Source organism: Streptosporangium sp. NPDC000239 (assembly GCF_040300765.1).
Classification (GTDB): Bacteria; Actinomycetota; Actinomycetes; order Streptosporangiales; family Streptosporangiaceae; genus Streptosporangium.
The window spans coordinates 461497-476002 of the sequence record NZ_JBEPEI010000005.1 but is presented as its reverse complement, the minus strand read 5'-3'; the positions used below and the strand labels follow the sequence as shown (position 1 = coordinate 476002).

General features: G+C 70.4%; 13 protein-coding genes. 2 read left to right on the top strand and 11 right to left on the bottom strand.

The window, feature by feature from the left end:
* Window positions 1–461 precede the first annotated feature (461 nt).
* The 10 genes from tyrS to argC form a co-directional block, all read right to left on the bottom strand.
* Window positions 462–1730, bottom strand: coding sequence for a tyrosine--tRNA ligase (tyrS, locus tag ABT340_RS17260; protein WP_352011719.1), 1269 nt, complete (start codon window positions 1728–1730; stop codon window positions 462–464).
* 116 nt (window positions 1731–1846) lie between these two features.
* Window positions 1847–2503, bottom strand: a complete 657-nt coding sequence (locus ABT340_RS17255) for a DNA-3-methyladenine glycosylase (protein ID WP_352011718.1) — start codon at window positions 2501–2503, stop codon at window positions 1847–1849.
* The gene (gene argH, locus ABT340_RS17250) at window positions 2485–3903 is read right to left on the bottom strand and encodes an argininosuccinate lyase (protein WP_352011717.1); all 1419 of its coding nucleotides are present in this window, start codon (window positions 3901–3903) and stop codon (window positions 2485–2487) included. Before argH ends, ABT340_RS17255 begins: the two co-directional genes overlap by 19 nt.
* A gap of 40 nt (window positions 3904–3943) precedes the next feature.
* Window positions 3944–5143 (bottom strand): argininosuccinate synthase, encoded by a 1200-nt coding sequence (locus ABT340_RS17245; RefSeq protein WP_352011716.1) that lies wholly within the window; start codon window positions 5141–5143, stop codon window positions 3944–3946.
* A 65-nt stretch (window positions 5144–5208) separates the two neighbouring features.
* A complete protein-coding gene (locus ABT340_RS17240; protein WP_184716701.1) occupies window positions 5209–5703 on the bottom strand; it encodes an arginine repressor in 495 nt (164 codons plus the stop codon).
* Window positions 5704–5711: 8 nt separating this feature from the next.
* A complete protein-coding gene (gene argF, locus ABT340_RS17235; protein WP_352011715.1) occupies window positions 5712–6680 on the bottom strand; it encodes an ornithine carbamoyltransferase in 969 nt (322 codons plus the stop codon).
* The gene (locus ABT340_RS17230; protein WP_352011736.1) at window positions 6673–7821 is read right to left on the bottom strand and encodes an acetylornithine transaminase; all 1149 of its coding nucleotides are present in this window, start codon (window positions 7819–7821) and stop codon (window positions 6673–6675) included. Before ABT340_RS17230 ends, argF begins: the two co-directional genes overlap by 8 nt.
* A 44-nt stretch (window positions 7822–7865) precedes the next feature.
* Window positions 7866–8819 (bottom strand): acetylglutamate kinase, encoded by a 954-nt coding sequence (argB, locus tag ABT340_RS17225; protein ID WP_352011714.1) that lies wholly within the window; start codon window positions 8817–8819, stop codon window positions 7866–7868.
* The gene (gene argJ / locus ABT340_RS17220; RefSeq protein WP_352011713.1) at window positions 8816–9970 is read right to left on the bottom strand and encodes a bifunctional glutamate N-acetyltransferase/amino-acid acetyltransferase ArgJ; all 1155 of its coding nucleotides are present in this window, start codon (window positions 9968–9970) and stop codon (window positions 8816–8818) included. Before argJ ends, argB begins: the two co-directional genes overlap by 4 nt.
* A complete protein-coding gene (argC, locus tag ABT340_RS17215) occupies window positions 9967–10989 on the bottom strand; it encodes an N-acetyl-gamma-glutamyl-phosphate reductase (RefSeq protein WP_352011712.1) in 1023 nt (340 codons plus the stop codon). The genes argJ and argC overlap by 4 nt, the downstream gene beginning before the upstream one ends.
* Before the next feature lie 213 nt (window positions 10990–11202).
* Between argC and ABT340_RS17210 the strand changes: the two genes are divergently transcribed.
* A complete protein-coding gene (locus ABT340_RS17210) occupies window positions 11203–12864 on the top strand; it encodes a class I adenylate-forming enzyme family protein (RefSeq protein WP_352011711.1) in 1662 nt (553 codons plus the stop codon).
* 115 nt (window positions 12865–12979) lie between these two features.
* Entirely contained in the window at window positions 12980–14233 is a 1254-nt protein-coding gene (locus ABT340_RS17205) for an MFS transporter (protein ID WP_352011710.1), read from the top strand.
* On the opposite strand, the gene ABT340_RS17200 is transcribed toward ABT340_RS17205, so the two are convergent.
* Entirely contained in the window at window positions 14230–14478 is a 249-nt protein-coding gene (locus ABT340_RS17200; RefSeq protein WP_352011709.1) for a hypothetical protein, read from the bottom strand. The genes ABT340_RS17205 and ABT340_RS17200 overlap by 4 nt on opposite strands.
* Window positions 14479–14506 lie beyond the last annotated feature (28 nt).

Genomic DNA, 14506 nt, shown 5'->3' with positions numbered 1-14506 from the left:
GACCACTTCAGGGGCACAAACTTCCGTGTTCCCATCCTATCATTTCCGGCCGGTCCGTGTCAACCCGCTGCCTTCGCAGCCACTCGACACCAACCCGCCAGACCCGCTAGGATCTCGCTCGCCCCGTCTCCGGAGCAACCCTCCAAACTTACCGTGACATTCAGACCGTGTCAAAGTCTCTGTTTTCCAGAGGCCAGCGCAAAGTCCGAACACCGAAGTTCGTTGAGAGGGGTTCACCCCTGGGGCCCGTCCGCGCTTTGAGGCGTCCGGCTCGCTCCCGGGGCATTGAGAACTTTAGGCGGACCCTCAAGACCCGTCAAATCAGGCCCATCCTGAGAAACCGCAGGTCACCGTAGATCCGTACGGGAACCCGTGACCTTCGCTACCCAAACGTTACCGTTCTAAACGGCCAAGGCCCCGGTTTCGTCACCGGGGCCTTGGCCGTACAGCGGAGGAAGAGGTCAGGCGCCGAGCAGTTCGACGCCTCCGATAGAGCGCTTGCCACGCCGCAGCACCAGGAACCGCCCATGCAGCAGGTCCTCGGCCGAGGGCACGTACGCCTCATCGGTGATCTTCACGTTGTTGAGGTAGGCGCCGCCCTCCTTGACCGCCCTGCGCGCGGCGGACTTCGACTCCACCAGCCCGCTCTGGGCCAGCAGGTCGACATAGGAGGCTCCCAGCTCGGAGATCTCGGCGCGCGGCACCTCCGCCAGTGCCTCCCCCAGCGTCCGCGCGGGCAGTTCCTCCAGCGAACCCTGTCCGAACAGGGCGGCCGAGGCCGCGATCACGGCGGCGCACTCGTCCGCGCCGTGCACCAGCGTGGTGAACTCGGTGGCGAGCGCGCGCTGGGCCTCCCGGGCCGCGGGCCGTTCCACCGCCGCCTTCTCCAGCTCCTCGATCTCCTCGCGGGACTTGAAGCTGTAGATCTTGAGGAACTTCACGACGTCGCGGTCGTCGGCGTTCAGCCAGAACTGGTAGAAGGCGTACGGCGAGGTCATCTCCGGGTTGAGCCACACCGCGCCGCCGGCCGTCTTGCCGAACTTGGTCCCGTCGGCCTTCGTGATCAGCGGCACGGTCAGCGCGTGCACGTGGCCGCCGGTCACCCTGCGGATCAGGTCGGTTCCCGCGGTGATGTTGCCCCACTGGTCGCTGCCGCCGATCTGCAGCGTGCAGCCGTGGCGCCTGTTCAGCTCCAGGTAGTCGTTGGCCTGCAGGATCTGGTAGCTGAACTCGGTGTAGCTGAGCCCGTCGCCGCCCAGACGCGCCGAGACCGACTCGCGGGCCAGCATGCGGTTGATCGGGAAGTGCTTGCCGACGTCGCGCAGGAAGTCGATCGCGGACATGCCCTCGGTCCAGTCGAGGTTGCTGACCAGGGTGCCGCCGCCCTCCTCGGAGAAGTCGAGAAACTTCTCCAGCTGGACCCGGATCCGCGCGACCCACTCGGCGACGATCTCGGAGGAGTTGAGCGAGCGCTCGGTGCTGCGGCCGCTCGGATCTCCGATGAGACCCGTCGCGCCGCCGACCAGACCGATGATCCGGTGCCCGGCCCGCTGCAGGCGGGTGAGGGTCAGCAGCGGGACCAGGTTGCCGACGTGCAGGGAGGGCGCGGTCGGGTCGAAGCCGCAATAGACCGTGATCGGACCCTCGGCCATCGCAGCCCGCAGGGCGTCGATGTCGGTGGACTGCGCGATCAGGCCGCGCCAGGCGAGGTCATCCAGAATCTCGGTCACGATCTTTGCTTTCCAATGCTCGAACGGTCAGTACGGCTTCGCCTACAGCCTGCCCGATCTCCGCACCACTTCGCCACTTGGTAGACGCACGTTCCCGGTCAGACCAGGGTGAATCCCTACCTACGCCGCGGAACGTGCGGCCGGTACGGGGAAACCGTGCGGTCGCCGTCGATCCAGAAACGCCAGGGGGTCTCCCGTCCCGTCGAGACACCGGTACGCGGTCCCGAACGGATCAGGCCGGGGTCGGCGGGCTTCCCCTCAAGGACCGTGATCGGTCCCGGCGGGCAGGCGTCGAGCCCGTTGTGCTCCCGGGTGAACCCGAGCGCGACCGCCAGGCGCGCGGGCCCGCGGGCGAGGTCGCGCCCGGAGACCGTACGGCTCGCACCGGCCGATCTTCGAGCCGCCGCGGTCTCGATCCCGGCGACCACCTCACCGGCACGCATCAGCACACCCGAGCCGACTCCCTCAGGCAGGCAGACCAGGTTGGCGCAGAAGTGCATGCCGTAGGTGAAGTAGACGTACAGATGCCCCGGAGGCCCGAACATCACCGCGTTGCGCGTCGTCCTGCCGCGGAAGGTGTGGGAGGCGGGGTCCTGACCCGGCACGCCGTACGCCTCGACCTCGGTGAGACGGACCGCGACCGGGCCGTATGTGATCACACGGCCCAGAAGGTCGGGGGCGACCTCGGGTCCCGGCCTGTCGAAGAAGTCGCGGGTCAGCGGGATGTCCCCGGCGAGCGGACGCTCGCCGGGTGTCAGTTGCCGCTCGCCCACGCCGCCTGGCCGTCGACGGTCTCCCGCAGGTCGAGGAGCTGGTCGCGCACCCTGTCGGGGGCCGTGCCGCCGTGGGCCTTGCGGGCCGCGAGCGCGCCCGGCACCGAGAGCACCTCCCGGGAGTCGGGGGTGAAGTGCTCGGAGACCTTGAGCAGTTCCTCGTCGGTGAGCTGGTCGAAGTCCTTGTCGTTGACCTGGCACCAGACGACCAGGTGGCCGACCGCCTCGTGCGCCTCCCTGAAGGGGACGCCCCTGCGCACCAGCAGCTCGGCCAGGTCCGTGGCCAGGGCGAACCCGTCGGGGGCCGAGGACTCCAGCTTGGCGGTGTTGACGCGCATGGTGGAGACCAGGCCGGCCATCGCGGGCAGGACCAGCAGCAGGGTGTCGACGGAGTCGAAGACCGGCTCCTTGTCCTCCTGCAGGTCACGGTTGTAGGTCAGCGGCAGACCCTTGAGCGTCGTCAGCAGCGACATGAGGTTGCCGACGAGACGGCCGCTCTTGCCCCTGGCGAGCTCGGCGACGTCGGGGTTCTTCTTCTGCGGCATGATCGACGAGCCGGTGGAGTAGGCGTCGTCCATCTCGATCCAGCGGAACTCCTGCGAGGCCCACAGGACGATCTCCTCGCCGAGCCGTGACAGGTGCACGCCGATCATCGCCGCGTCGAACAGGAACTCCGCCGCGAAGTCCCGGTCGGCCACGGCGTCCATCGAGTTGGGCGCGGCCGAGTCGAAGCCCAGCTCCCTGGCCACCGCCTGCGGGTCGAGCGGCAGGGAGGAGCCCGCCAGCGCGCCCGAGCCGAGCGGGGAGACGGCCGCCCGCCTGTCCCAGTCGCGCAGCCGTTCGATGTCGCGGGTGAAGGCGTGGACGTGGGCCAGGAGCTGGTGGCCGAAGGAGACCGGCTGCGCGTGCTGCAGGTGGGTCATGCCGGGAGCGGCCGTCTCGGCGTGCTGCTCGGCCTGGCTCATCAGCGCGGTCTCCAGCTCGACCAGCCGGGACACGATGTGCCTGACGTGGTCGCGGAGGTAGAGGCGAAGATCGGTGGCGATCTGGTCGTTGCGGCTGCGGCCCGCGCGGAGCTTTCCGCCGAGTGTGCCGAGGCGCTCCAGCAGACCGCGTTCGAGCGCGGTGTGGACGTCCTCATCCGCCACGGTCGGCCGGAACTCTCCGGCCTGGCAGGCCCGCTCAAGGTCGTCCAGGGCGCCGATCATGCGTCCCAGCTCGTCCTCGGTGAGCAGGCCCGCCCTCTGCAGCACCCGGGCGTGCGCGCGCGAGGCCAGCAGGTCGTACGGTACGAGCCGCCAGTCGAAGTGCACGCTCACCGAGAGCCGGGTCAGCGCGTCGGCCGGCCCTCCCTCGAACCGGCCGCCCCACAGCCGCATCGGCTTACCACCATCAGTCACCGTTGTTCTCCTCCCCATTCAATCCGCGACCTTAGCCCAATCAGGCCAGCCGAGCGTCCCGCGCCGCCGCGATCTTGGAAGGAAGGCTCCACAGCTCGACGAAGCCCTTGGCCAGGGACTGGTCGAAGGTGTCGCCGGTGTCGTAGGTGGCGAGGTTGAAGTCGTACAGCGAGGCCTCGGAGCGCCTGCCGGTGACGGTGGCCCGGCCGCCGTGCAGAACCATCCGGATCTCGCCGGTGACGTGCTCCTGGGCCTCGGCGATGAAGACGTCCAGGGCCTTCTTCAGCGGGGAGAACCACAGACCGTCGTAGACGAGCTCGCCCCAGCGCTGGTCGACGGACCTCTTGAACCTGGCCAGGTCGCGCTCGACGGTGACGTTCTCCAGCTCCATGTGCGCGGTGATCAGCGCGATGGCGCCCGGCGCCTCGTAGACCTCACGGGACTTGATGCCGACGAGCCGGTCCTCGACCATGTCGAGCCTGCCGACGCCCTGGGCGCCCGCGCGCTGGTTCAGCTCGGAGATGATCTGGAACGGGGTCAGGTGACGCCCGTCGAGCGCGACCGGGACGCCCTTGACGAAGCTGATGATGACCTCGTCGGCCTCACGCGGCTGGGCCGGGTCGGAGGTGTAGGAGTAGACGTCCTCGATGGGGCCGTTCCAGATGTCCTCCAGGAAGCCGGTCTCCACGGCCCTGCCCCAGATGTTCTGGTCGATCGAGTAGGGGTTCTTCTTGCTGGTCTCGATCGGGAGGTTCTTCTCCTCGGCGTAGGCGATCGCCTTGTCCCTGGTCCACGCGTAGTCACGGGCGGGGGCGATGACCTTGAGCTCGGGGAAGAGCGCGGCCAGGCCGGCCTCGAAGCGGACCTGGTCGTTGCCCTTGCCGGTGCAGCCGTGGGCGACGTGGGTGCCGCCAAACTGCTTGGCCGCGGTGGCCAGGTGCTTGACGATCAGCGGCCGGGACAGCGCGGAGACCAGCGGGTAGCGGTCCATGTAGAGCGCGTTGGCCTGCAGGGCGGGCACGCAGAAGTCGGCGGCGAACTCCTCTCGGGCGTCGACGACGACGGACTCGGCGGCGCCGCAGTCGATGGCCCGCTTGCGGATGATCTCCATGTCCTCGCCGCCCTGGCCGACGTCGATGGCCACGGCGATCACCTCGGCTCCGGTCTTCTCCGCGAGGAACGGGATGGCAACGGAGGTGTCGAGGCCGCCTGAGAAGGCGAGTACGACCCGGTCAGTCATGATCAGTCTCTCCAAAGTCTTGTGCGGGTGTTTCTGATTGAGCTGGGATGGCCCGCCGAAGCGGGCTACATACGTCGGTCGGCGTGCCTCAGCAGGGCCTCGGCGACCGCTTCCCCACCCATCGGGTCGCGGCTGATGACGAGGATCGTGTCGTCTCCGGCCACCGTGCCGAGGATGGACTTCCAGCCCGCGTGGTCGATGGCGGAGGCGAGGAACTGCGCGGCACCCGGCGGGGTGCGCACGATCACCAGGTTGGCGGACGCGTCCGCCGAGACGAGGAGTTCCTCGGCGATCCGGCTCAGCCGGGCGGCCGGAGTCTCACCGCCGCCGAGCCTGGCCGGCGGGATTCTTCCGCCGCCCTCGCCCGGCAGGGCGTAGACCAGGGAGCCGTCCTCGGCCCGCAGCTTGAGCGCGCCGAGTTCGTCCAGGTCGCGGGAGAGAGTGGCCTGGGTGACCTCCACCCCGCTCTCCAGCAGAAGCTTAGCCAGGTCAGGCTGGGAGCGGACCGGCTGCCGCGCCAGGAGCTCGGCGATTCGCGCCTGGCGGGCCACCTTGGTCATGGGAATCGTCACGGTGTCCGCCCTCCCTTCCCGGACTGCGAGACCAGCCAGTGCAGCAGGGCCTTCTGGGCGTGCAGGCGGTTCTCCGCCTGGTCCCACACCAGGCTCTGCGGGCCGTCGAGGACGTCGGCGGAGATCTCAAGCCCCCGGTAGGCGGGCAGGCAGTGCAGAACGATCGCGCCTCTGGCGGCCCGGTCCATCAGCTCGGCGTTGACCTGGAAGGGCGTCAGGTCGGCGATCCGCTGCTCCTTGCCGTCCTGGCCCATCGAGACCCAGGTGTCGGTCGTGACGACGTCGGCGTCCGCCACGGCCGTCCCGGCGTCCGGCAGCACGGCGACCGAGCCGCCGGTGCCCACGGCGATCTCGCCCGCCTTGCGCAGGACCGCAGGGTCGGGCCGGTACCCGGCCGGGGCGGCGATCCGCACGTGCATGCCCGCCAGCGCCCCGCCGAGCAGGTAGGAGTGGGCCATGTTGTTGGCGCCGTCCCCGAGGTAGGTCAGGGTGAGCCCGGCCGTGGAGCCGAAGTGTTCCCTGACGGTCTGCAGGTCGGCGAGGATCTGGCAGGGGTGGAACTCGTCGGTCAGCGCGTTGACCACCGGCACGGAGGAGGCCGCGGCCATGGCCTCGACCCGCTCCTGTCCCGAGGTGCGCCACACGATGGCGCTCGTCTGGCGTTCCAGGACCCGGGCGGTGTCCTCGATGGACTCGCCCCGGCCCATCTGCGAGGACCCGGCGTCGAGGATGAGGGGCAGGCCGCCCAGTTCCCCGACGCCCACGGCGAAGGAGATCCTGGTGCGGGTCGACGGCTTGTCGAAGAGCACCGCGACCGTCTGCGGGCCCTCGAAGGGGCGGTAGCCGTACCGGTCCTTCTTCATGGCCGTGGCCAGGTCGAGCACCTCCGCCTGCTCGGCGGGCGAGAGGTCGTCGTCACGCAGGAAGTGCCTGGTCCCTGAAACGGTGGTGCCTTGCTCAGTCACTGGATGCCTCGTCGAGAAGTGCCGGAAGCGCGGTCACGAAGGTGGTGACCTGTTCCGCGGTGATCACGAGCGGGGGTGCGAGCCGTACGGCGTCCGGCTGGACGGCGTTGACCAGGAAGCCGGCGCGCTGGGCGGCCTCCTGGAATCGGCCCGCGCGCTCGGCGGTCAGGACGACGGCCAGCCACAGGCCCCGGCCTCTGACCCCCTTGAGCAGGGGGTGCTCGACCGCGGCGATTCCCTCGGACAGCAGTGTCCCGACGGTCTTGACGTGTTCGAGCAGGCCCTGGCTCTCGATGGTCTCCAGTACGGCCAGCGCCGCGGCGGCCGAGACGGGGTTGCCGCCGAAGGTCGAGCCGTGGTCTCCCTTGGCGAAGAGCGTTCCTGCGGCGCCGAGACCGATGCAGGCGCCGATCGGCATGCCTCCGCCGAGGCCCTTGGCCAGGGTCAGCACGTCGGGCAGGACGCCTTCGTGCTGGTGGGCGAACCAGCGTCCGGTACGGCCGATGGCCGACTGGATCTCGTCGGCGACCAGCAGCGCGCCGGTCGTGTCGCAGATCTCCCTGACGGCCCTGAGGTAGCCGTCGGGCGGCGGGACTACTCCGGCCTCGCCCTGGGTGGGTTCGAGGAAGACCGCGGCGCACTCGTCGGTGACGGCGTTCTTCAGCGCGTCGGCGTCGCCGTAGGGGACGAAGCGGACATCAGCCGGGAAGGGCCCGAACTGGTCGCGGATGGCGCGCTTGCCGGTCAGCGAGAGAGCGCCCAGGCTACGGCCGTGGAAGCCGTTCTCCGTGGCCACGACGTAGGGGCGGCCGTTGGCCTTGCCGTACTTGATGGCGAGTTTGAGGGCGGCCTCGTTCGCCTCGGTGCCCGAGTTGGTGAGGAACACCCGGGCGGGGGCGCCGAGCAGGCCGATCAGCCGTTCGGCGAGCAGCACCTCGGGCTCGTTCAGGAACAGGTTGCTGGTGTGGGCGAGCGTGGCGACCTGCCGGGTGACGGCCTCGACGAGCGCGGGGTGCGCGTGGCCGAGCGAGCTGACCGCGATGCCGCCGATCAGGTCGAGGTACTCGGTGCCGTCGACGTCCCAGACCCGTGAGCCCTCGCCGCGCGCCAGCACCACCGGGGGCACGCCGTAGTTGGGCATGAAGGCGGCCTCGAAACGCCTGCTGAGCGCTTCCGACTGGTTGCTCACGTGTCACTCCCGTTCAGCTCGTTGGTGGTGCTCGCCCGCCGCCCAGCCGTGTCCGGCAGGACCATGGTGCCGACGCCCTCGTCGGTGAAGATCTCCAGCAGCACCGAGTGGGGCACCCTGCCGTCGAGCACGTGTGCCTGGGGCACGCCGCCGCGGACCGCGCTCAGGCAGGCCTCCATCTTGGGCACCATGCCGCTGGACAGGCCGGGCAGGAGCCCGGCGAGTTCGGTGGCCTTCAGGCGCCTGATGACCTCGTTCTCCCCGGCGGCCGCGTCGGGGCGCCAGTCGCGGTAGAGGCCTTCGACGTCGGTGAGGACGATCAGCTTGGAGGCGCCGAGCGCCACGGCCAGGGCGGCCGCCGCGGTGTCGGCGTTGACGTTGTAGACGGTGCCGTCCTCGCTGCGCGCGACCGAGGAGACGACGGGAATGCGCCCGTCGTCGAGCAGCGCCCGCACCGCTCCGGCCTCGACGTCGACGATGTCGCCGACCTGGCCGATGTCGACCTTGACGCCGTCGACGACGGCGTGCTTGCGGACCGCGGTGAACAGGTGGGCGTCCTCGCCGGACATGCCGATCGCGAGCGGGCCGTGCCGGTTGATCAGGCCGACGACGTCACGGTTGACCTGGCCGACCAGGACCATCCTGACGACCTGCATGGCCTCGGGGGTGGTGACCCGCAGGCCCGCGGTGAAGGTCGACTCGATGCCGAGCCGGTCGAGCTGGGCGTTGATCTGGGGGCCGCCGCCGTGCACGATCACCGGCTTGAGACCGGCGTAGCGCAGGAAGACGACGTCGTCGGCGAACTTCTCCCTCAGGTGTTCCTCGGTCATCGCGTTACCGCCGTACTTGATGACGACGGTCGCGCCCTGGAAGCGGGCGAGCCAGGGCAACGCCTCGATGAGCGTGTGCGCCTTGGCCAGGGCCGCCTGGGTCCTTGTGGGGACGCTCATGACGAGTAGGCCGAGTTCTCGTGAACGTAGGCCACGGTGAGGTCGGTGGTGTGGATCGTCGCGGCGTGCGGGCCCGCCGACAGGTCGACGGTGATCGTCACGTCGCGGGGGCGCAAGTCCACCTTGGAGCGGTCGTCCCCCGCGGCTCCGCCACGGCAGATCCACACGCCGTTGATGGCCACGTTGAGCCGGTCGGCCTCGAAGACGGCGTCGGTGGTGCCGACGGCGGACAGCACCCGGCCCCAGTTGGGGTCCTCGCCGTAGATGGCGCACTTGAGCAGGTTGGAGCGGGAGACGGCACGGCCGACGACGACGGCGTCCTCCTCGGAGGCGGCGCCGATGACCTCGATGGCGATCGCCTTGGTCGCGCCCTCGGCGTCGACCAGGAGCTGACGGGCCAGGTCGGCGCAGACGGCGCGGACGACCTGCCCGAATTCGGCGAGGTCGGGGCTGACACCGGAGGCGCCGCTGGCCAGCAGCAGGACGGTGTCGTTGGTCGACATGCAGCCGTCGGAGTCGAGCCGGTCGAAGGTGACCCTGGTCGCCTCGCGCAGCGCGGTCTGGAGCTGCTCGGCGGGCACGTCGGCGTCGGTGGTGATCACGCAGAGCATGGTGGCCAGGCCGGGGGCGAGCATGCCCGCGCCCTTGGCCATGCCGCCGACCATGTAGCCGCCCTCGCCCTTGCGGAAGGAGATCTTGGAGACGGTGTCCGTGGTGCGGATGGCGTCGGCGGCGGCCAGGCCGCCGTCCCTGCTGGCCTGGGAGACCGCGGTGCCGATCCCGCCGAGCAGGGCGTCCATCGGCAGCCGTTCGCCGATCAGGCCGGTCGAGCAGACCGCGATCTCACCCGCGGAGTCCTGGAGCTCCTCGGCGACGCGCTCGGCGGTCGCGTGGGTGTCCTGGAAGCCCGCGCTGCCGGTACAGGCGTTCGCGCCGCCCGAGTTGAGCACGACGGCCCTGACCCGGCCCCCGGCCAGCACCTGCTGGGACCACACGACCGGTGCGGCCTTGACACGGTTGCTCGTGAAGACACCGGCCGCGGCACGTGACGGGCCGTCGTTGACGACCAGCGCCAGGTCGCGGGCGTCACCGGACTTGATGCCTGCGGCGATGCCGGCTGCCCTGAATCCGAGGGGGGCGGTCACGCTCATGGGGCGACTCCGTTGAGAGGAAGGCCGAGTTCTTCTGACAGGCCGAGTGCGAGGTTGGCGCTCTGGATCGCGCCCCCCGCGGTGCCCTTGGTGAGGTTGTCGATGGCGACGACGGCGACGACGCGGCCGGCGCGCTCGTCCAGGGTGACCTGGAGGGCGGCGGTGTTGGCGCCGAGGGTCATCGAGGTCGTGGGCCACTGGCCCTCGGGCAGCAGCCGCAGGAACGGCTCGTCCTTCGTCGCGGCCTGGTAGGCCTCGCGGAGCAGGGCGGCGGTGACGCCGGGTTTGGCGGGCGCCGTGCAGGTGGCGAGGATGCCGCGGCTCATGGGAGCGAGCAGCGGGGTGAAGGAGACCTTCACCGGGGCTCCGGCCAGCGGGGAGAGGTTCTGCTCCATCTCGGGGGTGTGCCGGTGGACGCCGCCCACACCGTAGGCGCCGACCGAACCCATGACCTCGCTGCCCAGCAGGTTCGGCTTGAGGGACTTGCCCGCCCCGCTCGTGCCGCTCGCGGCGACCACGACCACGTCGGGCTCGGCGAGACCCGCGGCGAAGGCGGGGAACATGGCCAGCGTGACGGCGGTCGGGTAGCAGCCGGGGACGGCGATCCTGCGGGTGGCGCGGAGTTCCTCGCGCCGTCCGGGCAGCTCGGGCAGGCCGTACGGCCAGGAGCCCGCGTGGGCGCCGCCGTAGAAGTGCTCCCAGGCGGCGGGGTCGGTGAGGCGGAAGTCGGCGCCGCAGTCGACGACCAGCGTGTCCTGGCCGAGTTGCTCGGCGACCGCGGCCGACTGGCCGTGCGGCAGCGCGAGGAAGACCAGGTCGTGGCCGCCGAGGGTCTCGGCGGTCGTCTCCAGGAGTGTGCGATCGGCGAGCGGGGCCAGGTGGGGCTGGTGGGCGCCCAGGAGGGTGCCCGCGTTCGACCCGGCGGTCACCGCGCCGATCTCAATCTCCGGGTGTGACAGCAGCAGGCGCAGGATCTCGCCTCCGGCGTAACCGCTGGCACCCGCGATGGCCGCTTTCATCCGCCCCCCCAAACACTGCATATTCATGCACGATTACTCATGAACTTACTAGAAAGATTATGCACGCCGGGGGAACGTCATGCAAGCATCAGACAATCTACTCTTCCATCCACAAAACATCACAAAACATGCATGTGATCATGCGGGGCCCGCCCCTGCCCCGCCCGGTATCGTGATGTCTCCCGCCCCTTCATCTCCGGGGAGTACGAACGCATGGCCGTCCCTCACGACCAGGTCCTGGCTCGGCTCACCGCCCCGGGGCAGCTCTTCGAGATGGAGGAGGTCCTGGGTTCCTGTGGCCCGGTGAGAACCTGGAAACACGCCCCTGTCCACTTCCGGACACTGCTTGAGGCCAGCAGGCGCCACGGCCCCAAGGTCTTCCTCGTCTACGAGGACGAGCGCGTCACCTACGAGGAGCACTACCTGCGCGCCGCGACGCTGGCCAGGCGTCTGGCCGGGGAGTACGGCGTGGCCAAGGGCGACCGGGTGGCCATCGCCATGCGCAACTACCCGGAATGGGTGATCGCCTTCTCCGCGGTGCTGGCCGCCGGAGCGGTCGCCGTACCGCTCAACGCGTGGTGGAGCGCCAAGGAGCTGAAGTTCGGCCTGTCCGACTCGGGGGCGCGGGTGCTGATCGCCGACGGCGAGCGCGCCGCGGCGCTCGCCGGGGCCGGGTGCCCGCTGATCGTGGCGCGCGGCGAGGTGCCCGCGGGCGCCCGTTCCTTCGCCGAGGTGCTGGGCGCCGTCGAGCCGGACGTGACGCCGCCGCCGGTCGACCTCTCCCCGCAGGATCCCGCGACCATCCTGTACACCTCCGGCACGACCGGCCGCCCGAAGGGCGCACTCGGCAGCCATCGCAACCTGGGCCAGTCCCCGCTGACGGTGGCCTACGGCACGACGCGCAGCGCGGTCAGGGCGGGCAGGGACCCCGCGCGCAAGGCGGGAAGGCGCCGCGTCACCCTCCTGACCGTCCCCCTCTTCCACGCCACCGGCTGCTTCGCGGTGATGACCACCACGATGTTCGGCGGCGACGGCCTGGTGCTGATGCGCAGGTGGGACGCAGGACGCGCGCTCGAACTCATCGAACGGGAGCGGGTCACCAACCTCAGCGGCGTGCCGACCAACATCTGGCAGCTGTTGTCCCACCCCGGCCTGGCCGAGGCCGACGTCTCAAGCCTCACCTCCCTCGGGTACGGCGGCGCCCCCGCCCCGCCGAGGCTGCTCGAACGGCTCACCGAACTGCTGCCCAGCCGCTCCCCGACCAACGGGTACGGCATGACCGAGACGACCGCGCTGGCCATCGGCAACGGCGGCCCGGACTATCTCGCCAGACCTGACAGCGTCGGCCTTCCCGTGCCGGTGGTCGACGTGCGCGTCACCGGCCAGGGCGGTGAGGAGCTGCCGGTCGGCGAGGTCGGCGAACTGCGCCTGCGCGGCCCCAACGTGATCCTCGGCTACTGGAACCGGCCGGAGGAGACCGCGGAGGCCTTCGCGGACGGCTGGCTGCGCACCGGAGACCTGGCCAGGGTCGACGAGGAGGGCTTCGTCTACATCGTCGACCGGGCCAAGGACATGGTCATCCGGGGCGGGGAGAACGTCTACTGCGCCGAGGTCGAGGCCGCGCTCTTCGAGCATCCGGCGGTCGAGGACGCCGCGGTGATCGGCATCCCGCACGAGGAGCTCGGCGAGGAGGTCGGCGCGATCGTACGGCTCGCCTCCCCCGTGGGGGACGAGGAGCTGCGGACCTTCCTCCGCGAGCGGATCGCCCCCTTCAAGGTCCCCGTCCGGTTCTGGATCCGCGAGAGCGAGTTGCCCCGCAACCCCGGCGGCAAGATCCTCAAGACGGTCCTGCGCCGGGAGGTCCTCGGCACCTGACCTGCCGCCGGGGGGTGGAAAACCGTTTGCCCCGATGCGGAGCGATACCAAAAACTGTCTCCTTGTGCCGGAGAAATCTGATCGCTCCCTCGGGGGGCTGCTGCGCAGAGTCGGAATGGACCTTGGGCCGCTCCGCGACTCACGTGACTTCCGGCTGCTGTTCGCCTCCGGGGCCATCACGATGTTCGGCACCTTCCTCACCCTGGTCGCGCTGCCGCTGCAGATGAAGCAGCTCACCGACTCCTATGTGGCGGTCAGCCTGGTCAGCGCGGCCGAGTTCGTGCCGATGGTGCTGTGCGGGCTCTGGGGCGGCGCGATCGCGGACGCGCTCGACCGGCGCAAGATCATTCTCTACACCGAGGCCGGGCTCTGCCTCACGACGGTCGCCCTGACGGTCAACGCCCTGCTGCCCAGGCCGCAGATCTGGGTCCTGTACGTGGTCGGGGCGCTCAGCGCGGGACTGGGCAGCCTGCAGCGGCCCAGCCTGGAGGCGCTGCTCCCCCGGGTCGTCCGGCACGACCAGGTCGGCGCCGCCGCCGCGCTGTCCGGCTTCCGCTGGACCCTCGGTGCCATCGTCGGCCCCGCGCTCAGCGGCCTGATCGCCGCCGTGTTCGGCGTCGCGGCGGCCTACGGCGTCGACGTGGCCACCTTCCTGATCTCCATGGCCCTGCTCTGGATGGTCAGGATGCCCGCGCAGTCGAAGGACGCTCCCCCCGCCTCGATCGCAGCGCTCGTCGAGGGGGTCCGCTACGCCGTGCGGCGTCCCGACCTGATGGGCACCTATCTGGTGGACATCGCGGCGATGGTCTTCGCCTCGTGCGCCGCGCTGTACCCCTTCCTGGCCGACGAGCTCGGTTCCCCGCAGGCGATCGGCCTGCTCTTCTCCGCCACCGCCGTCGGATCGCTGGTCGCCTCGGCCACCTCCGGCTGGACGGCCCGGGTCCACCGGCACGGCCTGGGTGTCATCGTCGCGGCGGCCGTCTGTGGGGTCGCGGTCGCGGCGGCGTCCGTCATGCCGACCGTCTGGGGCGTGTTCGCCTTCCTGGCGCTGGCCGGGGCGGCCGACATGATCAGCGGCATCTTCCGCTCGACCATCTGGAACCAGACCATCCCCGACGAGCTTCGGGGCCGTCTGGCCGGGATCGAACTGCTCTCCTACACCAGTGGCCCGATGCTGGGCAACGCGCGAGCGGGCATGATGGCCCAGCTCGGCGGCACCCGCTTCTCCATGGGCGTCGGCGGGCTGCTGTGCGTCGGCGCGGTCGCGGCGATGGCGGCGCTGCTGCCCGGCTTCGGGCGCTACGACGCCCGTACCGACGAGCACGCCGTACGGGAGCGTGCCCGCCGTACGGCCGTCACCGAGGCCTAGAGGTCCTGCTCGCGCCAGCCGTCGTGCTCCTCGGCGAGTTCCTCAAGCCGGGTCACGGCCTCGGCGGGCAGCGCGCCGCCGGGGTCCTCGACGACCACGAGCCACTGGGCGTCCTCGGCGTCGTCCTCCCCCGCGAGGGTCTCCCGCACCACCGAGGGCGCCTCCACCTGGGGGAACTCCTCTCCCACCAGGTCCGCGACCTCCTCGGCCTCCGTACGTTCGGCGAACACCAGCAGATGTCTCATTCGTCCCCCACAGGCGAAGGCCCCGGCC

What these genes read in the sequence shown, in the direction of transcription:
- ABT340_RS17245 (WP_352011716.1), bottom strand. Translation starts at nt 5,143, where the DNA reads ATGACTGACCGGGTCGTACTCGCCTTCTCAGGCGGCCTCGACACCTCC.
- ABT340_RS17205 (WP_352011710.1), top strand. Translation starts at nt 12,980, where the DNA reads ATGGACCTTGGGCCGCTCCGCGACTCACGTGACTTCCGGCTGCTGTTC.
- argJ (WP_352011713.1), bottom strand. Translation starts at nt 9,970, where the DNA reads ATGAGCGTGACCGCCCCCCTCGGATTCAGGGCAGCCGGCATCGCCGCA.
- argB (WP_352011714.1), bottom strand. Translation starts at nt 8,819, where the DNA reads ATGAGCGTCCCCACAAGGACCCAGGCGGCCCTGGCCAAGGCGCACACG.
- ABT340_RS17230 (WP_352011736.1), bottom strand. Translation starts at nt 7,821, where the DNA reads ATGCCCAACTACGGCGTGCCCCCGGTGGTGCTGGCGCGCGGCGAGGGC.
- ABT340_RS17200 (WP_352011709.1), bottom strand. Translation starts at nt 14,478, where the DNA reads ATGAGACATCTGCTGGTGTTCGCCGAACGTACGGAGGCCGAGGAGGTC.
- ABT340_RS17210 (WP_352011711.1), top strand. Translation starts at nt 11,203, where the DNA reads ATGGCCGTCCCTCACGACCAGGTCCTGGCTCGGCTCACCGCCCCGGGG.
- ABT340_RS17240 (WP_184716701.1), bottom strand. Translation starts at nt 5,703, where the DNA reads ATGACCAAGGTGGCCCGCCAGGCGCGAATCGCCGAGCTCCTGGCGCGG.
- argC (WP_352011712.1), bottom strand. Translation starts at nt 10,989, where the DNA reads ATGAAAGCGGCCATCGCGGGTGCCAGCGGTTACGCCGGAGGCGAGATC.